The 24,758-nt window shown below is 62.2% G+C and carries 28 protein-coding genes; 9 read left to right on the top strand and 19 right to left on the bottom strand.

The genetic code is table 11. From position 1 onward, the window contains the following. Positions 1 to 38: 38 nt before the first annotated feature. The 6 genes from QMG46_RS03880 to QMG46_RS03855 form a co-directional block, all read right to left on the bottom strand. Positions 39 to 1,007: an ABC transporter permease gene (locus QMG46_RS03880; protein WP_281851165.1), complete on the bottom strand. Its 969-nt coding sequence runs from the start codon at positions 1,005 to 1,007 to the stop codon at positions 39 to 41. Between the two features lie 96 nt (positions 1,008 to 1,103). Beyond that, the gene (locus QMG46_RS03875) at positions 1,104 to 1,811 is read right to left on the bottom strand and encodes an ATP-binding cassette domain-containing protein (RefSeq protein ID WP_281851164.1); all 708 of its coding nucleotides are present in this window, start codon (positions 1,809 to 1,811) and stop codon (positions 1,104 to 1,106) included. Further along, positions 1,747 to 2,586: a sugar ABC transporter ATP-binding protein gene (locus QMG46_RS03870; RefSeq protein ID WP_281851163.1), complete on the bottom strand. Its 840-nt coding sequence runs from the start codon at positions 2,584 to 2,586 to the stop codon at positions 1,747 to 1,749. The genes QMG46_RS03875 and QMG46_RS03870 overlap by 65 nt, the downstream gene beginning before the upstream one ends. 8 nt (positions 2,587 to 2,594) lie before the next feature. Next, entirely contained in the window at positions 2,595 to 2,993 is a 399-nt protein-coding gene (rbsD, locus tag QMG46_RS03865; RefSeq protein WP_281851162.1) for a D-ribose pyranase, read from the bottom strand. Further along, positions 2,990 to 3,883 (bottom strand): ribokinase, encoded by an 894-nt coding sequence (locus QMG46_RS03860; protein WP_281851160.1) that lies wholly within the window; start codon positions 3,881 to 3,883, stop codon positions 2,990 to 2,992. Before QMG46_RS03860 ends, rbsD begins: the two co-directional genes overlap by 4 nt. Before the next feature lie 139 nt (positions 3,884 to 4,022). Further along, positions 4,023 to 4,433 (bottom strand): hypothetical protein, encoded by a 411-nt coding sequence (locus QMG46_RS03855; RefSeq protein ID WP_281851159.1) that lies wholly within the window; start codon positions 4,431 to 4,433, stop codon positions 4,023 to 4,025. A gap of 130 nt (positions 4,434 to 4,563) precedes the next feature. Here QMG46_RS03855 and QMG46_RS03850 point away from each other — a divergent pair, with 130 nt between their 5' ends. Together QMG46_RS03850 and QMG46_RS03845 are read left to right on the top strand one after the other, a co-directional pair. Beyond that, positions 4,564 to 5,268 (top strand): glutathione binding-like protein, encoded by a 705-nt coding sequence (locus QMG46_RS03850; protein ID WP_281851158.1) that lies wholly within the window; start codon positions 4,564 to 4,566, stop codon positions 5,266 to 5,268. Positions 5,269 to 5,362: 94 nt separating this feature from the next. After that, complete coding sequence (locus QMG46_RS03845) at positions 5,363 to 7,591, top strand: S9 family peptidase (RefSeq protein ID WP_281851157.1); 2,229 nt, start codon at positions 5,363 to 5,365, stop codon at positions 7,589 to 7,591. A gap of 202 nt (positions 7,592 to 7,793) precedes the next feature. On the opposite strand, the gene QMG46_RS03840 is transcribed toward QMG46_RS03845, so the two are convergent. The 9 genes from QMG46_RS03840 to QMG46_RS03800 form a co-directional block, all read right to left on the bottom strand. Beyond that, positions 7,794 to 8,285, bottom strand: a complete 492-nt coding sequence (locus QMG46_RS03840; RefSeq protein ID WP_281851155.1) for a hypothetical protein — start codon at positions 8,283 to 8,285, stop codon at positions 7,794 to 7,796. A gap of 107 nt (positions 8,286 to 8,392) precedes the next feature. Next, on the bottom strand, positions 8,393 to 8,749 hold the full coding sequence (locus QMG46_RS03835; protein ID WP_281851154.1) for a S8 family serine peptidase: 357 nt from the start codon (positions 8,747 to 8,749) through the stop codon (positions 8,393 to 8,395). A 36-nt stretch (positions 8,750 to 8,785) separates the two neighbouring features. Beyond that, a complete protein-coding gene (locus QMG46_RS03830) occupies positions 8,786 to 9,400 on the bottom strand; it encodes a hypothetical protein (RefSeq protein ID WP_281851152.1) in 615 nt (204 codons plus the stop codon). Between the two features lie 112 nt (positions 9,401 to 9,512). Further along, positions 9,513 to 10,847, bottom strand: coding sequence for an ATP-dependent protease ATPase subunit HslU (gene hslU / locus QMG46_RS03825; protein WP_281851151.1), 1,335 nt, complete (start codon positions 10,845 to 10,847; stop codon positions 9,513 to 9,515). Between the two features lie 50 nt (positions 10,848 to 10,897). Then, positions 10,898 to 11,434 (bottom strand): ATP-dependent protease subunit HslV, encoded by a 537-nt coding sequence (gene hslV, locus QMG46_RS03820; RefSeq protein ID WP_281851150.1) that lies wholly within the window; start codon positions 11,432 to 11,434, stop codon positions 10,898 to 10,900. Positions 11,435 to 11,599: 165 nt separating this feature from the next. Continuing rightward, positions 11,600 to 12,484, bottom strand: coding sequence for a tyrosine recombinase XerC (xerC, locus tag QMG46_RS03815; RefSeq protein WP_281851149.1), 885 nt, complete (start codon positions 12,482 to 12,484; stop codon positions 11,600 to 11,602). 13 nt (positions 12,485 to 12,497) lie between these two features. Further along, positions 12,498 to 13,181: a DUF484 family protein gene (locus QMG46_RS03810; protein WP_281851148.1), complete on the bottom strand. Its 684-nt coding sequence runs from the start codon at positions 13,179 to 13,181 to the stop codon at positions 12,498 to 12,500. A 67-nt stretch (positions 13,182 to 13,248) separates the two neighbouring features. After that, the gene (dapF, locus tag QMG46_RS03805; protein ID WP_281851147.1) at positions 13,249 to 14,112 is read right to left on the bottom strand and encodes a diaminopimelate epimerase; all 864 of its coding nucleotides are present in this window, start codon (positions 14,110 to 14,112) and stop codon (positions 13,249 to 13,251) included. A 7-nt stretch (positions 14,113 to 14,119) separates the two neighbouring features. Then, entirely contained in the window at positions 14,120 to 14,305 is a 186-nt protein-coding gene (locus tag QMG46_RS03800; protein WP_281851146.1) for an LPS translocon maturation chaperone LptM, read from the bottom strand. Between the two features lie 99 nt (positions 14,306 to 14,404). Between QMG46_RS03800 and QMG46_RS03795 the strand changes: the two genes are divergently transcribed. Beyond that, entirely contained in the window at positions 14,405 to 15,085 is a 681-nt protein-coding gene (locus tag QMG46_RS03795; protein WP_281851145.1) for a hypothetical protein, read from the top strand. Positions 15,086 to 15,103: 18 nt separating this feature from the next. On the opposite strand, the gene QMG46_RS03790 is transcribed toward QMG46_RS03795, so the two are convergent. Next, on the bottom strand, positions 15,104 to 15,577 hold the full coding sequence (locus QMG46_RS03790; protein ID WP_281851144.1) for a GNAT family N-acetyltransferase: 474 nt from the start codon (positions 15,575 to 15,577) through the stop codon (positions 15,104 to 15,106). Positions 15,578 to 15,804: 227 nt separating this feature from the next. On the opposite strand from QMG46_RS03790, the gene QMG46_RS03785 reads away from it, so the two are divergent. Next, positions 15,805 to 17,292 (top strand): RimK family ATP-grasp domain-containing protein, encoded by a 1,488-nt coding sequence (locus QMG46_RS03785; RefSeq protein ID WP_281851142.1) that lies wholly within the window; start codon positions 15,805 to 15,807, stop codon positions 17,290 to 17,292. A 158-nt stretch (positions 17,293 to 17,450) separates the two neighbouring features. Here QMG46_RS03785 and QMG46_RS03780 read toward each other — a convergent pair whose 3' ends face one another. Next, positions 17,451 to 17,711: a hypothetical protein gene (locus QMG46_RS03780; protein WP_281851141.1), complete on the bottom strand. Its 261-nt coding sequence runs from the start codon at positions 17,709 to 17,711 to the stop codon at positions 17,451 to 17,453. 124 nt (positions 17,712 to 17,835) lie between these two features. On the opposite strand from QMG46_RS03780, the gene aroE reads away from it, so the two are divergent. The 5 genes from aroE to QMG46_RS03755 all read left to right on the top strand — a co-directional run bounded on the left by aroE (position 17,836) and on the right by QMG46_RS03755 (position 21,850). Further along, complete coding sequence (gene aroE / locus QMG46_RS03775) at positions 17,836 to 18,669, top strand: shikimate dehydrogenase (protein WP_281851139.1); 834 nt, start codon at positions 17,836 to 17,838, stop codon at positions 18,667 to 18,669. A 2-nt stretch (positions 18,670 to 18,671) separates the two neighbouring features. Continuing rightward, positions 18,672 to 18,929, top strand: coding sequence for a YkgJ family cysteine cluster protein (locus tag QMG46_RS03770; protein WP_281851138.1), 258 nt, complete (start codon positions 18,672 to 18,674; stop codon positions 18,927 to 18,929). 119 nt (positions 18,930 to 19,048) lie between these two features. Then, entirely contained in the window at positions 19,049 to 20,818 is a 1,770-nt protein-coding gene (locus tag QMG46_RS03765; RefSeq protein ID WP_281851137.1) for a peptide-N4-asparagine amidase, read from the top strand. 66 nt (positions 20,819 to 20,884) lie between these two features. Further along, a complete protein-coding gene (locus tag QMG46_RS03760) occupies positions 20,885 to 21,178 on the top strand; it encodes a hypothetical protein (RefSeq protein ID WP_281851136.1) in 294 nt (97 codons plus the stop codon). Between the two features lie 126 nt (positions 21,179 to 21,304). Next, the gene (locus QMG46_RS03755; RefSeq protein WP_281851135.1) at positions 21,305 to 21,850 is read left to right on the top strand and encodes a hypothetical protein; all 546 of its coding nucleotides are present in this window, start codon (positions 21,305 to 21,307) and stop codon (positions 21,848 to 21,850) included. 121 nt (positions 21,851 to 21,971) lie between these two features. On the opposite strand, the gene QMG46_RS03750 is transcribed toward QMG46_RS03755, so the two are convergent. Next, entirely contained in the window at positions 21,972 to 23,732 is a 1,761-nt protein-coding gene (locus QMG46_RS03750) for a peptide-N4-asparagine amidase (RefSeq protein WP_281851134.1), read from the bottom strand. A 474-nt stretch (positions 23,733 to 24,206) separates the two neighbouring features. After that, entirely contained in the window at positions 24,207 to 24,740 is a 534-nt protein-coding gene (locus QMG46_RS03745; RefSeq protein WP_281851133.1) for a gamma carbonic anhydrase family protein, read from the bottom strand. Between the last annotated feature and the right edge of the window lie 18 nt (positions 24,741 to 24,758).

The following is a 24,758-nucleotide window of genomic DNA, read 5'->3' as shown; positions in this document are numbered from 1 at the left end:
GATGGTACTCCTTCGGTAATACGGGGATTGTCTGGGGACTATTTGCGGCGATCGATGAGTACAGCGATCAGGATGACTGCGCCCTTCACGACCTGCTGGTAGAACGACGATACGCCCAGCAGGTTCAAGCCGTTGTTGAGAAAACCGATCAGCAGTACGCCGACCAGAGTGCCGAACAACCAACCGCGTCCGCCCGACAGGCTGGTGCCGCCGAGCACGACGGCGGCGATCGCATCGAGTTCGTAACCGCTACCCGCGGTGGCCTGTGCCGAATAAAGCCGCGAGGTCAGCACGATGCCGGCGAAAGCGGAAAGCAGGCCGGACAGACCGTAGACACCGAGCTTGATCGCCCAGACGCGTACGCCGGACAAGCGTGCGGCTTCTTCATTGCCGCCGATGGCGAAGATATGTCGACCGAACACGGTACCGCGCAGCACAAAGCCACAGACCGCGAACAGCACGAACATCCAGATCACCGGGATGGGAATCAGGTGGGCGACATAACCATCACCAAGCAACGCGAACCGCGGATTGGAGACACTGATCGGACGACCTTGCGTGTACGAAAGCGTCAAGCCGCGCACCAGCGTCATCATGCCCAGTGTGGCGATGAAGGGTGCGACGCGACCCCACGACACCAGCACGCCGTTGACCAGGCCCAGCAAGGTACCCATGCCCAGGCCGGCACAGATGGCCAGCCCCGCGCTCTGCCCCGCTGCCATGACACCCGCGGTAACTGCGCCGGAAAACGCGAGCAAGGCGCCGACCGACAGATCGATACCGCCAGTGAGGATCACGAAGGTCATGCCGAAGGCGATCAGGGCATTGATCGACACCTGGCGCAGCACCGTGAGCAAGTTGCCGGTGGTCAGGAAATCGGGGCTCAGGATGCTGAGTGCGATCACCAGCAGCACCAGACCGATCACCGAGCCCAGACGCTGCAGGAGGGTCAGCGTGTTATCCAGGCTGAAGCGTGAGGGAGGCGTTGGAGCGGTTGCGTCGGTCATGTTCGGAGTCTCGATAGATAGCTAGTCTTGTAGGAGCGACTTCAGTCGCGACATGTGAGCGAACGGTCGCGACTGAAGTCGCTCCTACAACGTTCTTCAATGCCCGCCAGTGGCGGCACGCATGATCTCTTCCTGCGTGGTGGCAGCAGCTTCCAGCAATGCGGTCGCACGCCCTTCATGCATCACCAGGATGCGATCGCTCATCGCCAGCACTTCGGGTAGCTCCGACGAAATCATCACGATGGCCACACCTTGCTCGGCCAAGCGGTTGATGATCTGGTAGATCTCCGCCTTGCCGCCGATATCCACGCCGCGCGTGGGTTCGTCCAGCAGCAGCACGCTTGGTTTGAGCGCCAGCCATTTGGCCAGCACTACCTTCTGTTGATTGCCGCCGGAAAGCGCGCGGACGTCCAGTTCCATATCGCGGGTACGGATATGCAGTTGCTCGATCAATTCGCGCGCCTGCGTGCGCTCGCGGCCGCGATCGATCACGCCCAGACGTGCCGGGATATGCGCCAGGCTGATGTTCTCGCGTAGCGACAGATCCAACACCAGGCCCTGGCCCTTGCGGTCTTCGGTGACGAATCCCATGCCGGCATCGATGGCCTGGACTGGATTGCGTACGGTCAATGGCTTGCCGTCCAGGGTGATGCTGCCGGTCCGCGGCTTGCGTAGCCCAAACAACAAGCGCGCGAGTTCCGTGCGACCCGCACCCATCAAGCCCGACACGCCAAACACTTCACCGGCACGCACGTCGAAGCTGATATCGCGGAGGTAGTCGTCCCCCAACCCATGCACTGTCATACGCACGGGCCCCCGGCTTGGCGCTACGCGAGGGAAAGCGAGCTTCCAGACTGCGTCCAACCATCATGCGCACGACTTCGTCCAGATCCAGCCCAACCACGTCGCGCACGCCGACGAACTGGCCATCGCGCAAGACCGACAACCGATCGCACAGCGCGAAAATTTCTTCCATCCGATGCGAAACGTAGACAATGCCGGTGCCGCCTTCGCGCAGTTCGCGAATCAACGCGAACAGCGTCGTCGTCTCGCGTTCGGTCAGCGCGGCAGTGGGCTCGTCCATGATCAGCACGCGCGCGTTCTGCGCCAGCGCCTTGGCGATCTCCACCATCTGCTGTTGGCCGACCGACAGCGTGTCCACCTTGGCATCGGGCGACAACGCCTGCATGCCGACGCGAGCCAACCACTCGCGCGCTCTTGCTCGCATCGCGCGTTGTTGCAATACGCCGAAGCGACGCAGCTCGCGGCCGAGGAAAAGATTCTCGGCCACGGTCAGGTTGGGGATCAGGTTCAGTTCCTGATGAATGATCGCGATGCCATGTTTCTCGGCGTCGGTGGGCGAGCCGATCGTCGTCGCCTGTCCATCGACGCGAATCTCGCCTTGATCGGGCCGGTACTGCCCGGTCAGGATCTTCATCAGGGTGGATTTGCCGGCACCGTTCTCGCCCATCAGCGCGTGGACTTCACCCACACGCAGTTCGAAATCGACGCCTCGCAGCACCTGCACCGGCCCAAAGGCCTTATGGATGCCGTGCATGCTGACCAGGTTGGTAGTCATGGGAATGCTTAGAAAGTGACGCCGGCGTGCAGGATCGCGTTGGCGTAAGGCGACGTTTCGCCGGTACGTACCACGGCCCGCGCAAAGGCGCAGGCGCGTTTGAAATCTTCGTGAGCCATTTCATCTACGGCGAGGCCATCGGCACGCAATCGCTCCGCCAGCGCCAGCATCGAAGGGTTGCGCGCATGGATTTCGCTCGCCACGGTGATGCGCTCCACCGCGAGTTCGCGATAGACCGCGTCGAACACGTCAACGAAGCGTGGCGTACCTGCGACGAGCGCCAGGTCGATACACGGCACACCGGCAGGCACTGGCAGGCCGACGTCGGCGATGACGATGGTGTCGGTATGTCCCATCGCGGCAATCACCCGGTTGAGCTCGGCATGCAGCAGGCCTTGGCGCCTCACGATTGCCGCTCCAGAAATGCGTCCAGGGCAGCCAGGGTCGGCATGCCGTCGCGTGCGCCTAACTGGGTGACCGACAAGGCGCCGGCCGCACAGGCCTTGCGTACGGCGGTACCCAGGTCGTCCTTGAGAAACACAGCAAGCGCAGCGTTGAAGGTATCGCCCGCACCGGTACTGTCGACCACATCGACGCTGAAGCCGCCCTGCGATTGGGGTTCGCCGCCATCGCGATACCAGGCGCCGTCGGCGCCACGGGTAAGCACAACAGGACAAGGCGTTCGGCGCATCAGTTCGCGGAAGTCTTCGTTGGGATCGGCTCCGAGCAGGATCGCCAATTCATGTTGATTGGGCGTGACGAAGCGTGCGAGCTTGAGCCAGTCCAGCGGCAAGGGCTGGGCCGGCGCGGGATTGAGGATGACCGGCACACCGAGGCGTTGGCCCATCCGCAACGTGGCCTCGACCGTTTCCAGCGGCGATTCCAGCTGGACCAGCACGGCATCGGCACGCGCGATGGCGTCACTTGCCTGCTCGACGTGAGCGGGTGTCAGGCGGGCATTGGCTGCGGGGACGATGACGATCTGGTTTTCGCCGCCGGCCACAGTGATCGAGGCGGTACCGCTACCGCAATCGTCGATACGGTGCAGGTGATCGAGCGCGATGCCTTCACGCTGCAGCCCTTCCCGCAGCTGATCGCCGAAAGCATCGTCGCCAACCGCACCGACCATCGTCACCTCGGCACCCAGACGGGCAGCGGCTACGGCCTGATTGGCGCCCTTGCCACCCTGCAGGGTGAGAAAGCGCTCGCCGAGCAGGGTCTCGCCCGGACCGGCGAAGCGCGGCGCCAGGGTGACGAGATCCATATTGATGCTGCCAACCACGACGACACGGGTCATGTGGTTCCTTTGAACGAATTTAAGAGACCGCGCAGGATACGCGATCCTGCGCGATCCGATCGTCAAAAGGGTGCTTTTTCAAACAGATACTAAGAGAGACAAACCCCCTTTTCCTGTTCGACGTTTCTCGGAGATCTGACTACTTGCCGCTGGCCGGTGCCGCCTGGCCATCCTGTTTTGCTTCACGCCGCTCCATCATTTTCTCGCGCATATCCGTCCAGCGCTGGCGTTGCTGGTCGGTCAGCACGGCACTGATGCTGCTTTGCGAGCTTTCCATCAAGGACTTCAGCTTGGCGCGCTTGTCGACCGGCTTCAGGCTGCTGTCGCCGCGGATGGACTGCACCTGCTGTTGGCGGTCCTGCAGGATCGCGCCGATCTTGCTCTGTTGATCGGCGGTCAGCTGCAGGCGTTTGCTGAGCTTTTGCAGCTGCTGCTGCGGGTCCATGTGCTGGCCTTGAGCGTGGCCGGCCGGTGCACTGTCCTGGGCCAGCGCAGGAACGGCGGCGAGGCCGAAAGCCAGGGAGAGCGACGCGAGTATCAAGCGTTTCATCGGACCGATCCTTTGGGTTGGGTCCACGGCTCAACGCCTCGCCCGCGGCCGGCGTTGACGTTCTCTCGCTTGAAAGCCGGTGCAACGCCCCGAAAATCAGAGATCCGTCCGTTCTTTTTAAAGGTTTCCCATGATCGAGCTGTATTACTGGCCCACGCCCAACGGCCACAAGATCACCATGTTCCTGGAAGAAAGCGGCCTGCCCTATGCGATCAAACCGGTGAACATCGGCAAGGGCGATCAGTTCGAGCCAGCCTTCCTGGCGATCTCGCCGAACAATCGCATGCCGGCCATCGTCGACACCGAGCCGGCGGATGGCCAGGGTCCGCTGAGCGTGTTCGAATCGGGCGCGATTCTCGAATACCTGGCCGGCAAGACCGGTAAATTCCTCCCGACCGACACCCGCGCACGCTACGCGGTGCTGGAATGGCTGTACTGGCAGGTGGGCGGGTTGGGGCCGATGCTCGGTCAGAACCACCACTTCAATCGCTACGCGCCGGAAAAGATTCCTTACGCGATCGATCGCTACGTCAATGAAACGCGCCGTCTCTATGGCGTGCTGAACAAGCGTCTGGACGGCCGTGCCTTTATTGCCGGCGACGACTACACCATCGCCGATATGGCGGCCTATCCGTGGACCGTGTCGCACGAGGCGCAGGGTATGGACCTGGCCGACTTCCCCCATCTCAAAGCATGGTTCGACACCATTGCCGCCCGCCCGGCCACGCAACGTGCCTATGCGCTAGGCGAGCCGATTCGAAACGGATTCGACCTGACCAAGGACGAAGAAGCACGCAAAGTGCTGTTCGGCCAGGGTGCCAAGCCGCAAGCCTGAGTGTGATCCATTGCGAAAACATACTGGTATTGCGTCACACAACGCGTTTTAATCTTTCGATCTTTTGTGTTGGCGCTTTATCAGGATGTTCTCTATGCGCGCTCTCTTGTTTGCGGCTTTGATGACGATGGCTGGTCCCGCGATGGCTGAAAAACTGACGATCGAACGGATCTTCGACGGCGGCAACCTCGCCGGTCCCGCGCCCCGCGGCCTGCAGATCTCGCCCGATGGCTCCCGCGTCACCTTCCTGCGCGCCAAGCCCGACGACCAGAATCAGCTCGATCTGTGGGAATACCGCATCAAGGACAACAGCACGCATCTCCTGGTCGACTCCAAGAAGCTCGAGCCGCAGGGCGAGCACCTGTCCGATGCCGAAAAGGCACGCCGCGAACGGGCCCGCACGGCCGGCCTGCACGGCATCCTGACCTATCAGTGGTCGCCGGACGGCAAGCAGCTGCTGTTCCCCATCGGCGGCAAGCTCTATCTCTACGACCTTGCCGCCGATAAGCCGGCACCGCGCCAGCTCGACACCGGCGGCGACGTGATCGATCCGCGCATTTCGCCCAAGGGCCACTATGTGTCCTATGTGCGTGACCAGAACCTGTGGGTGATCGATCTGGCCAGCGGTAACGCGCACCAGCTGACGCACGACGGTGGGGGTGCGGTGCACAACGGTGAGGCCGAGTTCGTTGCACAAGAAGAAATGGAGCGCAGCGAGGGCTACTGGTGGGCACCGGACGACAGCCAGATTGCGTTCGAGCGTTACGACGAATCCAAGGTGCCCACGGTCAAGCGTACCGAGGTCTACGCCGATCGCACCGATGTGATCGACCAGCGCTACCCCGCTGCCGGCGACCCGAATGTGCTGGTCAAGCTGGGCTTGGTGGCGCCAGCCGGTGGCCAGGCGCGCTGGATCGACCTGGGCACGGACACCGACAGTTACCTCACCCGCGTGAAATGGCTACCCGATGCGAAACATCTGAGCTATCAGTGGATGCCGCGCAGTCAGCAAAAACTGGAGCTGCGGCTGGTCGACGCCAAAACGCTGGCGCAGCGCGTGCTCGTCACCGAGACCAGCCCGACCTGGATCAATCTCAACAACGACCTCACCTTCCTCAAGGACGGCAAGAGTTTCCTGTGGGGCAGCGAGCGCAGCGGCTACCATCACCTCTACTTGTATGGCATCGACGGCAAGCTCAAGCACCCGGTGAGCCAGGGCGACTGGCAGCTCGACGGCGTACTGGCGGTGGATGAAAAAGCCGGCAAGGTCTATGTCAGCTCGAACCGCGAGTTTGTACCCGATCGTCAGGTCTACGAACTCAAGCTCGATGGGAGCAACGCGACGGCGCCTGCGCGCATCAGCCAGGGCAACGGCACGCATCAGGCGGAGTTCTCGCACGATGCGGCGTTCTACCTAGATACGTTCTCCAACTCGCAGACGCCACCGCAGGTAAGCGTGCACAAGCCAGACGGCACGTTGATCAGCTGGATCGAACAGAACTCGCTCGATGAGAAGCATCCGTTCTGGCCCTATCGCGACAGTCTGATCAAACCCGAATTCGGCACCATTACCAGTTCGGACGGCCAAACGCTTTACTACCGCATCTACAAGCCGGCGGGTTTCGATCCGAGCAAGAAGTATCCGGTATTCGATGCGTACTACGGCGGCCCGCATGCGCAGCTGGTGGTCGATAGCTGGGGTGATTACTTCAACCAGTACATGGCCAACCAGGGTTTCGTCGTCTTCACCCTCGACAACCGCGGCATGGCCCGTCGTGGCCGCAAGTTCGAAGATCCGATCTACCAGCAGCTCGGTGCGGTTGAAGTCGACGACCAGCTTGCCGGCATTCATTGGCTGAAATCGCAGCCGTGGGTGGATGGCAATCGCATCGGCGTGTTCGGCTGGAGTTACGGCGGCTACATGACCACGATGATGCTGAGCAAGGCATCGAACGAAATCGCCGGCGGCGTTGCCGTCGCACCCGTTACCGATTGGCATCTTTACGATACGTTCTACACCGAGCGTTACCTTGGTCGTCCGCAAGACAACGAAGCCGGCTACACGCGCAGCTCTCCGTTTGCGTGGCTCGATGGCCTCACGTCAAAGCTCTATCTCGTGCACGGCATGGCTGATGACAATGTGTTGTTCGTCAATTCGACCAAGCTGATGGCGGAGTTGCAGAAACGTGGTACGCAGTTCGAGTTCATGGCGTACCCGGGTGCGAAGCATGGATTGAATCTGCCGGGGCAGCGCGTGCACGTTTATCACCTGATCGAGAATTTCTTTCAGGGGCAGGTGAAGGGTGATGCGTCGGGTAAATAAGGCCTGGCGGGGTTTTGTAGAACTAGCTCAGTTTCCATCGTCATCCCGGCGAAGGCCGGGATCCATTCCACTGTCTTCGCTTGTCAGACGAGATGTCGCAGGCATTAACGTTGAGGTTTGGATTCCGGCCTTCGCCGGAATGACGAATAGGAGATGGTTCTTAAATGTTCGAGGTAGCTTCACCCGAACGATTTAGAGCCGGTCATGGCTCTCCCACCACAGCCCGCACATCCTGCCAAACCTTGTCGATCTTCTTCTGCTTCTTCTTGGACGTCGAACAAAGCGGAATCGAAACGTAGTTGCCGTTGGCGAAGAACGACAGGTCTTCGTAGCCCGTCGTAGGACCTGGGCAAGGCGGGTTATCGGAGAGATCGTCGAATGCGCCGTCGCTGCGCAGCGCAGCGTAGAAGCTGTCGTACTCCGCAGGGCTCAGTTGCACCGTCTTGTTGACGTCGCCATTGTGCGATCCCGACTGGATGGTCTTCTTGCCTTTGGCGTCGATGTCGACGGCATAGCGGGACCAGTTCGGTGATGAAATCACGCCGGTGGATTTGGCGTATTTCACCGCGAAATCATCGGGGCGTTGGTGGCGCCTGGAGATCATGCTGCAGCCGGCGATCGCAACGATCACGCCGAGTGCGCCGACGACACGCAAGGCTTGGAGGAAGCGCGACCGACCGTTGACACCGAGCATGCGTGGCTCTCCTACGCGTTAGGCTACGCGCGGATCATACCAACGCATGCGACGCAAGAACGTCGCACGGGCAACGGCGTTGCACGAGTATGAATTTACGACGCGAGTTATTTATCCAGTTTCGGACCGCGAAGCGGATCGACGGTCTTGCGCGCGTTGACTTCCACATGCGTCACGCCGGGCTGCGCTTGAAACGCAGCGATGGCCTGATCGATATCCGCATCGGGCGGTAGCGTGACAACGGCGGCGTCACCCGAACCCATCGGCCGTACGAAAATCGTGCCCACTTTTGCGTTCGCCGCCTGCGCTGCAGCGGATTTGGGACCGTCCTTGTAGGTGACGATCAATTGCTTGGCGCTGGGTGCCGCATCGGCGGGCATGGCGTTACCCCGATAGACCTGGGCGTGGGCGGCACATACAAGAAAGGCGGCCAGCGGAACGAGGATGAAAGTTCGAATACGCATGGACCGCCTCTTTGTCGATGTGGATGTTGCCGAAGCTTACTCGTGCGCCAACCCCAAGCCGGAACCTTGTTCGATCGGCGGCGCGGTACCGGCAACGGCAAGCAGGGACTGCGCATAACCGTCTTCGATGCTGACGGTGGACACCTCGTCCCAGGAGAAGAACGACGCCTCGCGCAGCCACTCCGCGTCGGGGCTGATTTCCTGCATGTTGAAACCGTCTTCCTCGACGCTGACCAGCTTGCCGATGTAGCAGACCTCGGCCTCTTCCTCGCTATCGACATGTACGCCGATCACCGCCGACTGACGGGCCGCCGCTTCGACGACCTCGCGGATGTTATCCAACGGGAAGTTCTGCGGCAGAGTCGGCGTCAGCCCCTTCAGGGTCAGTGCCTTCTCCATGAACAAGGCGTGCTTGTCCGGGACTTCCAGTTCGCTGACATCCCGGTGACGCATGATGTAGATGCCGTCGTAGGTGATGGTGTCGCCCACCACCCACAGCAGAAAGAACTCGCGCCCGACGCCGCCGACGTATCCGCAGAAGCTGCCGTGTTCGAGTTCTTCACGCCATAGCCTGACCAGCTGGCGGTTTTCCTGGGCCTCGCGCAGTTGCGCGCGCTGCCCAGTGGTCTTCAGTTCGATGATCTTGCCCATGGGCGCAATTTTACCAGAGGGGGGTCGCCGGCTTGTTAGGGCCGGCTAACGGGCAAGAAAGTTCGGTACTTAAGCTTTTACAAACAATGACTTGCGACAATGCCCGCAGGGCTTAGAGGATGTAGCGGCTGAGGTCTTCGTCCTTGACCAGGGTACCGAGGTTCTTGTCTACATATTCGGCGTCGATTGTGTACTTTTCGCCGGACTTGTCTGCAGCTTCGTAGGAGATCTTTTCCAAAAGCCGCTCCATGACCGTGTGCAGGCGGCGGGCGCCGATGTTCTCGGTGCGCTCGTTCACCTGGAAGGCGACCTCGGCCAGGCGATCCACGCCGGAGTCGGTGAATTCCAGGCTGACACCTTCCGTGCCGAGCAGGGCGACGTACTGTTTGGTCAGTGCGCTGTGTGGCTCGCGCAGGATGCGCTTGAAGTCGCCGACCGACAGCGCTGACAGCTCGACGCGGATCGGCAGACGACCCTGCAGCTCCGGGATCAGGTCCGACGGCTTGGCCAGCGAGAACGCACCCGAGGCGATGAACAGCACGTGGTCGGTCTTGATCGGGCCGTACTTGGTCGACACGGTGGAGCCTTCGACCAGCGGCAGCAGGTCGCGCTGCACGCCTTCACGGCTGACGCCGGCCCCGCCCCACTCCGAACGCTGGGCGATCTTGTCGATCTCGTCGATAAAGACGATGCCATTCTGCTCGGCCGCCTCGACGGCCTGTGCGCGAATTTCTTCGTCGTTGAGCAGCTTGCCGGCTTCTTCGTCGATCAGCAGCGGGCGCGCGGCCTTGATCGACAGCTTGCGTTGCTGGGTCTTGGCGCCGCCCATGTTCTGGAACATCTGGCGCAGCTGTTGGCCCATTTCCTCCATGCCGGGCGGCGACATGATCTCGACGCCGACATTCATGGCGAAATCGAGCTCGATCTCGCGCTCGTCCAGCGCGCCCTCGCGCAACTGCTTGCGCAGTTTCTGGCGGGTATCGCTATCGATGGCCGGTGCCGGATCGTGGCTCCAGTCGCTGGGCGACTGGCGGCGCGGCAACAGCGCGTCGAGAATGCGATCCTCGGCACGGTCTTCGGCCTGGGTGCGCACGCGCTTCATCGCCTGCTCGCGAGTGAGCTTGTAGGCCACGTCGACCAGGTCGCGCACGATCGACTCGACGTCCTTGCCGACATAGCCCACCTCGGTGAACTTGGTCGCCTCGACTTTCACGAACGGCGCATTCGCCAGCGTGGCGAGGCGGCGTGCGATTTCGGTCTTGCCGACGCCGGTCGGGCCGATCATCAGGATGTTCTTCGGCGTGACCTCGTCGCGCAGGCTCGGCTCCAGCTGCATGCGGCGCCAACGGTTGCGCAGCGCGATCGCGACGGCGCGCTTGGCGTCGTGCTGACCGATGATGTAGCGATCGAGTTCGTTGACGATTTCGCGGGGAGTGAGTTCGGACATGGCTTTAGCTCGGGGAACAGGGAATGGGGAGCGAGGGGAGACCGCTCACGTCAAAGTTCTTCGATCGTCGTGTTGTGATTGGTGTAGATACAGATGTCGCCAGCGATCTTCAGTGCCTTTTCGACGATGACGCGCGCATCCATCTCGGTGTTTTCCATCAGCGCGAGCGCGGCCGATTGCGCGAAGGGGCCGCCTGAGCCGATGGCGATCAGGCCGTGCTCCGGTTCCAGCACATCGCCGTTGCCGGAAATCAGCAGCGAGGCATCCTTGTCGGCCACCGCCAGCATCGCCTCGAGGCGGCCCAGGCGGCGATCGGTACGCCATTCCTTGGCCAGTTCGACCGCGGCGCGCGTCAGGTTGGCGCTGTGCTTGGCGAGTTTTTCCTCGAACAGCTCGAACAAGGTGAATGCATCGGCCGTGGCGCCGGCAAATCCGGCGATCACGTCGCCGTTCTTGCCCAGGCGGCGGATCTTGCGTGCATTGGCCTTCATCACGGTATTGCCCAACGTGACCTGACCGTCGCCGCCGATGACGACGCGGCCGTTGCGGCGGACCGAAACGATGGTGGTGGCGTGGAAGGATTCCATGAGGTCGCTCCGAAGACTTGAACCGATGAGGTGGGGGTGCCTGCTGGCGGTTCAATGGTTGCGGGGACAACCGCGATCAGATGCTTCGCTATCCCGTCACGAGGCGGTCGCGACTGAAGTCGCGACCGGCCATAAACGTAAACGTCGGTCGTTATCCGAGCCGTTCTAGCGCTTCTTCGCCCGCGGATGCGCCGCGTCATACACCTTCGCCAGGTGCTGAAAATCCAGGTGCGTATAGATCTGCGTGGTAGCGATATCGGCGTGGCCGAGCAGCTCCTGCACCGCGCGCAGATCGCCGGACGATTCGAGCATATGGCTGGCGAAGGTATGGCGAAGCAGATGCGGGTGCACATGCTTGGCGAAACCGTTCGCCAGTGCCAGATGTTTCAGCCGCGCTTGCACAGTACGCGGACTGATCGGGGCACCGCCGCGGCCGCGGAAGATCGGTGACTCGGGCACACGGCCTTCCAATTCGCCCAGCGCACGCAGCGCGGTAATGGCATGCCGACCCACCGGCACGATGCGCGTCTTGCTGCCTTTGCCGAGCACGCGCACTTCGCCATCGTCGAGATTGAGGTCGATCCAGCGCAGGCCAATCAGTTCGGACAGACGCAGGCCCGAGGAATAAAACAGCTCCAGCATCGCGCGGTCACGCACGCCCAGGCTGCCGCCGCTGTCGGCCTCGACCAGCGTGGTCGCTTCGTCCACGTCCAGTACCTGCGGCAGCTTGCGGTGCACCTTTGGCCCACGCACGCCAGCCGTGGGATCGTGACTCAGCGTGCCTTCGCGATTGAGCTGGCGGAACAGGCTGCGGCACGACGACAACAGGCGTTGCAGGCTTTTCGGCGACAGGCCGCCGCGGTGTTCGGCAGCGACGAAACTGCGCATGCGATGCGAATCGAGTGTGTCGAACTGCTCGATCTGCTGCGCTTCCATATAGCGCAGCAATTTCGCCAGGTCGCGCCGATAGCCATCGACGGTATGCGTAGAAGCCTTGCGCTCGCCGGCGAGTCGGCCGAGCCAGGCTTCCACGTGCTCGCTGGGCTTCATCCGGGCACGCGCGTCAGACGACGTCCTGCGTACGTGCCAGGGCGGCGGTCACCGTGGCGGCGATCATCTTGAGGAACACCGTCCCCATGCCGGGCTGGAAATGATCCGGGTCCTTGCTGCCGATCGCAAGCAATCCCAGCTCACCCAGCGGCATCACCGCGGCCGAACGAATCTCACTGGCGTGCTGGCCGAACAGGCGTTGCAGGCGCTCCTGGGTCAGGCGACCGGAGATCGGTTCGTGATGGGCGAGGAAGTCGGCGAACTCCGGTATCGACGCACGGCCGCCGGGTTCGAGCACCAACCAGTCGGCCGGCGGCAGCGCGGCGTCGCCGAACAGCATCAGGCGTACCTGTTCGGTGTGGAAGTCTTCGCTCAGCGTAGCGATCACGCTGCGAGCGGCCACGGCAGGTGTACGTGCGCGCAGCACCGCCACGTTCAGCTCGTGCACGCGCTGCATCAGTTGTTCGTTCTCTGCCGCCACCGCGATGAACTCGGCCATGCGCCGCTCGAGCTCGGCGTTCTTCTCGCGCAGGTTCTGCAGCTGATAAGTCGCCAGCGAGGCGACCTGGCCCTGCTCGCGCGGCAGCTGCAGCTGGGCAGCCAATTCGGGATAGTCGGTGAGAAAGTCGGGGTGACGCTTGAGATAAGCGGCCACGTCGCTGGCTTGTAGCGGATCCACGAGTGCCGTGTCGGTCATGCCTTGTCCTCAAATACCGTGCGGAGGGGGCGCACAGCCGGAGTGTGCGACGAGTCGATGCCGGGCATCAATCGCTTAGGTCCATATCCAGCCATTCACCCTCGAAGACGAAGGTGGCCGGGCCGGTCATCCATAAGGTGTGGCCGGGGCCAGCCCAGTCGATGCGCAGGCTGCCGCCCGGCAGGTCGACCTGCACGCTGTCGTCCACTTCGCCGCGCTGGTGGAGCACCGCCATGGCCGCGCAGGCGCCGGTGCCGCAAGCCTGGGTCCAGCCGGCACCGCGTTCATGAACGCGCAGTTGCAGGTGGTCGCGGGCCAGCTTGTGCACGAAACCGGCATTGACGCCGTCGGCGAAGCGCGGATGTGTGGTCAGCGCGGGTCCGACGGTTTCCAGCATCGGATCACGGAGATCGTCCACGGTGACCACCGCATGCGGGTTGCCCATCGACACCACGCCAAACTCGACCACCGTGCCGGCCAGCGGCCCCGGAGATTGACCGAGCGTCACGCCGATCGTCGGTGCGCCGCCGTCGAAATGCGAGGCCTTCGGATCGAAATCGGGTTCGCCCATATCCACCGATACACGCGTCGCTGTCAGCAATTTGACCGACACCGGGCCCGAGGGGCTCTCCAGTCGTGCCTCGTCGCCCATCGACATCAGCCCGGCGCGATAAAGCCACGCGGCAACACAGCGCACCCCGTTGCCGCACTGCCCGGCCAGTGAACCGTCGGTGTTCCAGATGCCGTAGTAGAACGCGCAGGACGGATCGCGCGCCGGCTCGATCGTCAGCAGCTGATCGAAACCCACGCCGCGATAGCGATCGCCGATCGCGCGAACCCGCGCCACATCGAGTTCGAAATCGGGAGCCCGGCCGTCGATCACGACAAAATCGTTGCCCAGCCCGTGCATCTTGGTGAAGCGCAAACTCACCGTCGGCTCAGAGCGAGCTGCTGGCGGAAGCGGGCTTGACCGTGCTGGTCGCCGGCGCAGGTGCCGCAGGTTTGGCGGGTGCTGCCGCAGGTGTGGCCGGCTTGGCCGGCATATAAAGCGGTCCCTTGTTGCCGCAGCCCGCCAGGGCAAGCGCCACGGCACAAAGCGAAACCAGTGAAAGTGAACGACGCATAGTGAGAATTCCTGCCAGGTCGGCGCGAGTATAGAACGAGCATGCTGGCGCGGTTGGCTATCATAGGCGCCAGTAGTGTTCGTCGAGGTGGAAAAAACAATGGATTGGAGTGTCTGGCTGCGTTGGCCATCGACCATCCTGCTGATTCTTGCGGCAGTCATGCTGCTGGTGACGTTGCTGCAGCTTTTTGTGTTGCGCGATCGCCTGCAGCGGGGTTTGCGCCTTTCGGCGGGCATCCGCGCCGTGGTGGTGCTGGTGGCATTCATACTCACGCTGCTGCTTGGCGGCACCGGCTGGATGATTCACGGCTACCGCCTGCTGGACGAGGAAACGCCCGTCGCCGAGATCGACGCACGCATCCTGTCGCCGCAGCAATGGGCGCTGACCTTGCACCGGCCTGACGGCAGCGTGCAGCACATGACCGTCTCCGGCGACGCGTGGCGGCTGGAAGCGCTGGTGGTGAAATGGAAACTGCCGGCGGTGCTGGCCGGCGTGCCGCCACTCTATCGGTTGGACCGCCTCAGCGGCCGTTACGACGATACGGACCAGGAAGCACATGCGCCACGCACGGTGATCGATCTGCGTGACGGTGCCGAGGACCTCGTCGACCTACGCAAGAACTATATGACCTGGCTGCCGGAGGTCGATGCGGTCTATGGCGGCGGTGTGTATCTGCCGCTGGTGGATCAGGGGCATTACACGGTGACGCTGTCGCGTGCCGGCGGGCTAGTGGCGCGGGCGGATGAGGCGACCGAGCAGCGGATGGGACAGCCTTTCTAAAGCGCCAAGGGGACGCTCTTAGCCCAGCACCTTCTCATATCGCCAGGCATCCGCCCCATCCTGGTAATAGCGCGCATAGCGTCCGATCTGCCGATATCCCAGTCGCTCGTACAGGCGCATCGCCGTTTCGTTGTCGGTACGCACCTCCAGCCGCAGCGATTGGCAGTGCCGTGCGCGCGCAGCACCCTCGACTGCGGCGATCAGCGCCGAGCCCACACCCTTGCCGCGTGCCTCGGGCTTGCTCGCAATGGAGTACAGCCGCGCGACCCGGCTGCCCTTGCGGAAGAACACCACGGCGGTGCCGAGAAAGCGGCGATGGTTGGCGCTGGCCACCAGTACCTGTGCGGTATCGCTGTCCAGGTGCCGGCGATACTGTGCGCGGCTCAGTCGATCACTGTCGAAGGTGGCGTCTTCGAGCGCGACCAGGTCGTCCAGATCGGAGAGTTCGGCGCGCCGCACGCGGACGGCGGCGGTAGCTGGCGTAGGGGTCATCGTGGCGTCCTGCGCTCAGGGGAAGGAGAACAAGCGCGGCACTCTAGCGGTCCCTTCCCACGGCGGCAAACACGACCGGCCCGGGCGTTTAATTTGGCTTCAGTGCGCACACTTGTGTGTGAGTGGCTATGTGCCACACTGCGCGACTTGAACGCATGGCGACCATGCGCCGAATTTTCACGTCCTCCCGCGGCGACGGATTGCCAGGGCAGGCTCACTGAGGTGTCATGACCCGGCTCGTCATCGTCGTCGAGAAAGCTTCCGACTGGGGCTCGTATTATCCGTCTGTGGACGTGGTCAGCGCGATGGACTATCTGCGCGAGCCGATCAACAACGATGACGACGAGCGTACACATGTCATCAACCTGTGCCGCAGCTACAAGTATCTGGGCACGGGCTACTACGTATCGTTGCTGGCCGAGGCACGCGGGCATCGCGTGATGCCCTCGGTGCGCACGGTCAACGACCTGCGCCGCCGCTCGCTGTACGGCCTGGATATCGACGACCTCAACCAGAAGCTCACCCACTTCCTGCCGGCAGGCGGGCGCGACACGACCGACTTCGGCATCCTGGTCTACTTCGGCGAGACCGCTTACCCGGCGCTGCAGGATCTGGCCCGCCAGGTGTTCGAAACCTTCCCGTGCCCGCTGCTGCGGATCGAGTTCGAGCGCGACCGCGTGTGGCAGATCAGCTCGATCAAGCCGGTCGGCCTGCACACGCTCGACGACGCGCAGGAAGACGCCTTTGCCGAGGAGCTCGATCGCTTCTCCAAGAAGCTCTGGCGCAAGCCGCGCGCGCGCAAGCGTTACCGCTACGACATCGCGATGCTGGTCGACCCGGACGAGTCGATGCCGCCGTCGAACAAGAAGGCGCTGAAATCCTTTATCTCGGCCGGCAAGGAGCTGGGCATCGAGGTCGACCCGATCGGCAAGAACGACTACCAGCGCCTGGCCGAGTACGACGGCCTGTTCATTCGCGAAACCACCGCCAGCGACAACCACACCTACCGCTTCGCGCATCGCGCGGAGAAGGAAGGCATGGTGGTGATCGACGATCCAAGCTCGATCCTTCGTTGCACCAACAAGATCTTCCTCAACGACTTGATGGTGTCGCGCAAGCTGGCCGTGCCCAACACCGAGATCCTGTATCGCGACAACGCCAAGGGCTTGAAGGATGTCGCCGCCAAGCTGGGTTTTCCGCTGGTGCTGAAGATTCCCGACGGTTCGTTCTCGCGTGGCGTGGTCAAGGTGGAAAGTGAGGCGGCGCTGGAAAAAGCCGCGGGCGAACTGTTCCAGCACAGCGCCCTGCTGCTGGCGCAGGAGTTCGTCTATACCGATTTCGACTGGCGCATCGGCGTGCTCAACCACGAGCCGATCTACGCCTGCAAATACTATATGTCGCGCGGTCATTGGCAGATCTACAACCACGGCGCCAAGGGCACGGCCAAGTCAGGCGGCTTCGAAACGATCGCAGTACGCGATGCGCCATCGGAGGTAGTCAAGCTAGCGCTCAAGGCTACCCAGCCGATCGGCGATGGCCTGTACGGCGTGGACCTGAAACAGGTCGCCGACAAGCCGGTCGTGATCGAAGTGAACGACAATCCGTCGATCGACGCGGGCGTGGAAGATGCTTACCTGGGCGACGATCTCTATCGCCGGATCATGCAGGAGTTTCTGCGTCGGATGGAGCGCAAGCGGCTTGGCATAGCCGACTGAGCTTAGGCAGGGTCATGCCGGCGACTCGTCCCTGAGTCGCCAGGTGCATAGGCATCGTCCCTTGATGCCGCTCGCCGGTGGTGCACCGCTTCCCTTTCCACCGACGAGTCCCCTCGCAGCCTCCTGCCGCTTTCATCCACTGCCAAGCGGAATGTTCTTTAGTTCCAGACTGTCGTGCGCACCGGTCGGCGGCGCAGGCGAGCCAGGGCCAGCAGCTGGCGCGGCAGGCTGGGTTCGAGCACCAGCAGGACCGACAAGGGCGCCGCGACCAGCCAGAACGCCGGGGTCCAGCCCCATTGCTCGCTATGCACCGGAACCAGGGTGGTCAGCAGTGCGGCGGTGCCGGCCAGCAACCACACGAGCGCCGCGCCGAGCAGGCGCTGGTGGCGGGCTTGATGGGATTGAGTAGGCTGGCGCATCGCTTCGCATCCGGTGATGGTGTGGAAGCAAGTGTGGGCGGCAGTCATCTCACGGACTGCGACCGCGATAAAATCGCCGTTTGGCCGGTCCGACCGGCCGTCGACTCATTACAAGGGAGTGCTCATGAAGGCAGGTCAGTTCGCGGTTTTCGGTCATCCGATCAGCCACTCGCTGTCACCGCAGATCCACCAGGCGTTCGCGCGCCAGTTCGGCCTGGAGCTGGCCTATCGCACGATCGATGCCAGCCCGGACGACTTCGCCGATGCGGTGCGCCGTTTCTTCGGCGAAGAAGGCGCGCGCGGTGCCAATGTCACCCTGCCGCACAAGAACGCCGCGTATGCATTGGCCGATGTCCGCAGCGAAGCGGCCACGCGCGCCGGTAGCGCCAACGTGCTGACCTTGCTTTCCGATGGCCGCATCGCTGCGCATAACACCGATGGTGCCGGCGCTGTACGCGACCTCACCGAACGCCATCAGCTGGATCTGCGCGGGCACGATGCCCTGTTGCTTGGTGCGGGTGGGGCCGCGCAAGGTGTTGCGTGGTCCTTGATGGATGCGGGCGTACGCACGCTGACCATCGTCAACCGCACGCCCGAAAAAGCCGACGAACTGGCCGATGCGATCGGCGAGCCGTTGCGCGCGCATACGCGTTATTGGGAAGACCTCGACGACATCGGCAGCTTCGATCTGGTGATCAACGCGACCTCGGCCGGCGTACTCGGCAAGCCACTTGACCTGCCGTTTGGTTTTGTCGGCAACCGCGCCACCTGCTACGACCTGTCCTATGGCAAGGGCGCCACCGGCTTTCTCGCCTGGGCGCGTGTGGCCAACGCCAAATTCATCGTCGACGGCTTGGGGATGCTGGTGGAAACCGCGGCCGATGCCTTCGAGCTATGGCACGGCAAGCGCCCGGACACCGAGCCGGTCTACAACGAACTGCGTCAGCAGTACGGCTGAGCATGAGCCTGGCCTGCCGCATGGGTTGCGGCGCATGTTGCATTGCGCCGTCGATCTCCTCGCCCATTCCCGGCATGCCCAACGGCAAGCCGGCAGGCGTGCGTTGCGTGCAACTTACCGATGACAACCGCTGTGCGATCTTCGGGCAGGCCGACCGGCCGGCGGTATGTTCGGGGTTGAAACCGGATATCGACATGTGCGGCAAGGATCGCGAGCACGCGCTGTCTTACCTGCGGGTGCTGGAGGCGGCGACCGGCTAAGGCTGGTGCCAGCCGAACAAACTTGCGCTTCGGAACACGATGATCTTCTCCCCTCTAAACCCAGCCCCGTGCTAGCTTCGGCCGGCAGGGGGTTCGGGGTGTAACGGGAGTGCATCGTTATGTCGCAGCATGGTTGGGCTCGCCACGTTCTGTGCCTGGCGGGTTTGTCGTGTGCCTTGGGTTTGGCGGGCACGGTTTTCGCTGACGGAGCTACGCAGCCTACCGTCGGTTCTGCCAATGTTGCCGTGGCCGATCCGGGGGTGCCGCGCCCGTCGGGCAAGCCTTGCGTGGTCGAGCTGTTCGGCGATACCACGTATACGGATTTCAGCAATCACACCTTCAGCTATGCGCCGCCGGCCGGTTGCCAGGGCAACTGGTCGAAGGTGGTGCTGGAGGCCGATTTCTCGGTAACGGCCGGACGTCAGTTCGATCGCACCGCCAATATCTGGATCGGCGGCGTCAATATTTATTTCGGAACCACCCAGGAGCCTTCGGCCGCGGTGGCGCCGAGCTGGCATATCGAGCGCGATCTGACCGACTACACCGCACTGCTCAAGTCGCCGCAGCAAGGCCAGAGCCTGATCGGCAATATCGTCGACGGTACCTATACGGGCGTGATCCATGGCACCGCGCGCCTGCTGTTCTATCCAGGCAAGCCGGCAGCCGCGGCACCGGACGCGGTGTATCCGCTCGGTAGCGATCCGGTCGGCAATACCACGACGCTGGTTACCTCGAGCGATACCTTGTCCAGGACGTTGACGTTGCCGCGCAATGTCGAGAAGGCGTATCTGGATGTGTTCGCGCAAAGCCAGATTGGCGATGAGTTCTGGTACACCTGTGTACCCGACCAGTACGCAAGCGAGGTCGAGGAATGTGGAGGCGGCAATTTCCGCGAAACCGAAGTCAGCATCGACGGCCAGCCCGCTGGTGTGGCGCCGGTCTATCCGTGGATCTACACCGGTGGCATCGACCCGTACATGTGGCGCCCGACGCCTGGCGTGCAGACGCTCAACTTCCTGCCGTATCGGGTTGATCTGACGCCGTTCGCCGGTGTGTTGAGCAATGGCCAACCGCATACGGTCTCGGTGAGCGTGGCCGGCGCAAACAACTACTTCTCGGCTACCGCCAGCTTGCTGGTGTACCAGGATGCGCACGCCAAGCAGGTCACCGGCGGTATTACGCGCAACACGCTTGCCAACCAGCCACCGACGCCCAGCGTCAGCGACACGTTGCAGAACGATGGTGCGGGCAACGTCTCCGGTTCGATCAATACCGACATCAGCCGCCAGTTCGTGGTCGAAGGTTACGCCAACACCTCCAAGGGCCGTGTGCAATCGACGGTGACGCAGACGGTGGGTTTTGCCAATACGCAGACGTTCACCATCAACGCCACGCAATACCGTCAGGTCACGCAACAGAACACCACGGTCAATAGCGTGAGCCAGAGCAAGCTGGGGCCGGTGATCACGGCCGAGTATCGCGAGAACGTCAGCTATCCGTTCTATCTCGATTACAACCAGACCGCGAACGAAGACGGCAGCAGCAACGTCGCCAGTGCGGTAAAGCAGGGTTACCAGAAGCATCTGGCGCATCGCCTGCTTGGCTTCGATCTGTTCACCGCCGATGTCGCCAACGCCATCAGCACCGGCGACACGCTGGTCTTCGATGCCACCGGAGCCTTGACCTCGCATAGCGGACAGCAGAGCACGCAGGACTTCAGCTATGGCGATTCGCTGCTGGGTTGCTACAAGGCTTCGTTGACCACCTCGGCCGGCACCCTGGCCAGCTATACCGAAGGCAAGGGCTGCCTGGGCGGGCGCAATCGCCTGTCGTGGTTCACCCATCCGGACGGTTCGCCTGATGGAGGCAATGCCAGTATCTTGTGGTGAGGTCGACGCGCGCTCCTCGGTGATGACGAGGAGCGCGCTCTTTCGGGCGTCACAAGGAGAACCGCCATGCGTCATCGTCTGTTTCTGGCTGCGGCCATCGCCGTAGCGCTTGGCCTGGGAGGCTGCCAGACCATGTCGACCGCCAGTCCTGCACCGGTACATGGCTATGTCACCGACATGACGGCGTTCAATGCATTTATCGCAACGCACCCGACGCCGGCACAGTTCCGCGCGATGTACCCGGATGTGCAGCTGGTGATGCCCAATACGATCACCACCATGGATTTCCGCTCCAATAACAGCCGGTATTTTGTCGAGCTGGACAAGGACGGGCACATCGTGGGTGGACATTTCGGCTGAGCGCCACTCAGGACCCCGGTCACATTCCTGACACGCTGTCCGGTTACGGTAATCAAGTTGTCGCGAGGACCTGTCTACAGGGGGCAGCTTCCTGTTGCGACGGATTTCCCCGATCCCCCCGGTGTCATGAACGCTTCTCTCTCCGCCACGCCCAACCGGCGCGGGCTCATCTGGATTTCCGGCGCGGTAGCCGCTGTCGTGCTTGGCGCGATCGGTTGGTACGTTGTCGGCCATGCTGGCATGGGCTCGTCCGTTTCGACCGGCAGTGCGCCGGCATCGGCATCCAGCACGGACAATTCAGGCACCGGCATTCTGCTCGGCCTGGCCGATACGGCGATCAAGGACAAGCATCTGGTCGCCCCGGCCGGCAGCAACGCGTACGAGTTTTATCTCTCCGTGCTGCAGCTGGATGGCCAGAACAAGACCGCCCAGCAGAACATGCATGATCTGTTCAGTTCGGCGTCGGAAGAAGTCGAGCGCGCGATCAACAACAACGATCTTGATGAGGCGCAGCGTGAACTTGGATTGCTGCGCGAATTCGACAGCACCAATTACACGCTCTCGTTGTTGGGTGGCAAGCTCGATGCTGCGCGCCAGGTGATGATCAAGCAGGACGAAGCACGTGCGGCCGCCATCCAGGCGGCCAATGCACAAGGTGCAGCTGCTCACTGAGACGGCATCAGCCGCGTAAATTCCAGGACATGATAAAAACCCCAACGCCGTGATGGCGTTGGGGTTTTTAGTAGTGCCTGCGAAAGTACGCTCCTCAGGCCGAGGAGCGTACAGGTGGTTATTACCAGAGCAGGCTGGCGTTGCCACCGTCCGGCGAACCATCCGGATGGGTGAACGAAGACACGCGGTTTACGCCGCCAATGCAGCCCTTGCCATTCGTGAAGCTGGCGAGCGCGCCGGCCGACGTGGTCAGCGAGGCGTTGTAGCAGCCCAGCAGGGAGTCGGTATAGCTGAAGTCCTGCGAGCTCTGCTGGCCGACGTTCGAGGTCGAACCGTCGGCGGCGAAGACCTGCGTGTTGCCGCTGTTGACGGTATTGGACACATTGGCGCTGAAGAGGTCGACGCCAAAGAGGCGATGTGCCAGATGCTTCTTGTAGCCCTGCTGGATCGAGCTGGCGATGTTGAGGTCGCCCTGATCAGTGACGGTCTCGTTGAAATCCAGGTTGAGCGGATAGCTGACCTTCTCACGGTAATCACCGGTGATCAGCGCGCCGATCTTGCTCTGGCTGTTGCTGTCGACCGATGCGGTCTGGCTGGTGATCTGGTGATACTGAGTGCCATTGATGGTGAAGGTCTGGGTGTTATCGAAGCCCACCGTCTGCGTCACCGTCGACTGCACACGGCCCTTCGAGGTGTTGGCAACACCTTCGATCACGAACTGACGGCTGATCGTGGTGTTGATCGCACCGGTTACGTTGCCCTGGGCATCGACCTGCAGCGTATCGCTGATGGTCGGCGTGGCCGGCTGGCCGGCCAGCGTGTTGCGTGTCACGCTACCCGTCACCTGCTGGCTGTTGGCATCGCGGTACACCAGCAGCGCGGCGGTGGCAGCGAAACCACTGTGGGCACCGACAACGCTCACGGAGACCGTATGCGGCTGGCCGTTGCTCAAGACACCGGCGAACGGCGTCAGGTCGACGCGATACGGGATGAAGTTGAGCGTCTGCACGCCCGGTGTCGGTTGCCACAGGTTCGAATCGACACCGTCGCTATAGACCGACGGGTACACCGGGGCTACGCCGGCCGGCTGGCCATCGATGCTCACTTCGGTTTCGCGGAAATTGCCGCCACCGCAGGCTGCCACCTGGCCGGCGAACTGGTCGGGTACGCAGGTGAACCACAGCGTATCGAGCTCCTGGGCCTGCGCGAACACGTCCAGGTAAGCCTTCTGCACGTTGAGCGGCAGCGTGAAGGTCTTGCTCATGGCTGCGGACGAGTTGAGCAGTGTCGTGGTGGCACCGATGGGGTCGCTGCTCAGCGAGTACACCGCATCCGGCGCGGTCGCGGCCGGCTTGCCCGGGTAGAACAACAGGCGGGCGGTGCCTTGAACGGTGCCCTGGTTGTTGCCGGAGAAGATCTTGTCGACCAGAGCCTGACCTTGCTGCGAAGACTTGAGCAACGCGGTGTAGTCGGTCAGATCACGCTCGACATGCCAGCTCGGTGACAGCGTGGCGGAAGGTACCGGCGTAGAGCCGTAGAACAGATTCACACCGCCGACCCAGATATTGGTGATGTCGGACTGCGCATTGCCACTGATGGAGAAATCCGCTTCCAGCACCACTTTCGACCAATTGCCCTGGCAACCGGCGGGCGGCGCATAGTTGAACGGATGATTGCTGGCGTCGGTAAAGCTTTCATTGCTGAACAACTCGACCACGCACGGCGTACCGGCCGGACGCGGCACGGCCGGATCGGCCACGACAGTGTTGGAGGAACCGACCGTGGGTTGAGAAACCCCGCCGGCATAAACCGTGCCCGCAAAACCCAGGGCACACAAGCTAGCCACGTAAAGGGCGCGACGAGCCAAAGCGCGATGCGACATGACGTATATCTCCCGATGGATGTACAAAGAAGAACAGCCCCTGTGCAGACAAATCCGTCTGCAGCTCATAAACCTAGCATGCGGTTTATTTAAAATGATGGAAAAACCCGTCGTATAATAAAATTTATTCTCATGGAAATATTCCATGTAATAAAATCCATACGGAAATATTGGCGATCATAAAAGCATTACAAAACAGCAACGTAAGCGGCGGAAACATTTGCTGTAACAACCATGCTTTTGAATGAGAAACGCCACTCCAAACACCGACATATAAACGGTGATGCTTAATCGACATGTCAGTGTCTGTGGGAGGGGTATATATACTGACGTAACGATAATGTAGCCATGGATATCAGGCGTTAATCGACTGAAACAAAATTTATGACAACGCCCCCGCCACCAACGCTGTCGTCAGACGGTATTTAGGGAAATCTTGCGATGAAGCTGGCTTCTTACGCCAGGCGACCGTGGTCAACCGGCGAGGTAATCGTCCTTGACCCGCACGTAGTGCTCGGCGGAATACTGCAGCTGCTCCACTTGTTTGTCCGTGAGCAGACGCACGAACTTGGCCGGATTGCCCAGCCATAGCTCCCGTTCGCCAACGACCTTGCCCGGCGGGATCAAGCTGCCCGCGCCGACGAAGCCGTATTTTTTCACCACCGCGCCATCGAGCACGGTCGAATGCATGCCGATCAGGCAGTAGTCCTCGATGGTGCAGGCATGGATCACCGCGCCGTGGCCGATGGTCACGCCCTCGCCGACCAGGGTCGGAAAGCCGCCCGGGGAATACGGGCCGTCGTGAGTCACATGCACCACCGCACCGTCCTGCACGTTGCTGCGCGCGCCGATGCGGATGCGATGCACGTCGCCACGCAACACCGCGCACGGCCAGATCGAGACGTCGTCAGCCAGTTCTACCGCACCGATCACCGTAGCGGCGGGGTCGACGTAGACGCGTGCGCCGAGGGTCGGAGTGATGCCTTTGTAGCTGCGTAGCGGGTTCATGCGGGCATTGTAGTTGAG

Source organism: Dyella sp. GSA-30, from assembly GCF_027924605.1.
Classification (GTDB): domain Bacteria; phylum Pseudomonadota; class Gammaproteobacteria; order Xanthomonadales; family Rhodanobacteraceae; genus GSA-30.
The sequence above is the reverse complement of the archived record's forward strand: the minus strand, read 5'-3'. Positions and strand labels throughout refer to the sequence as shown.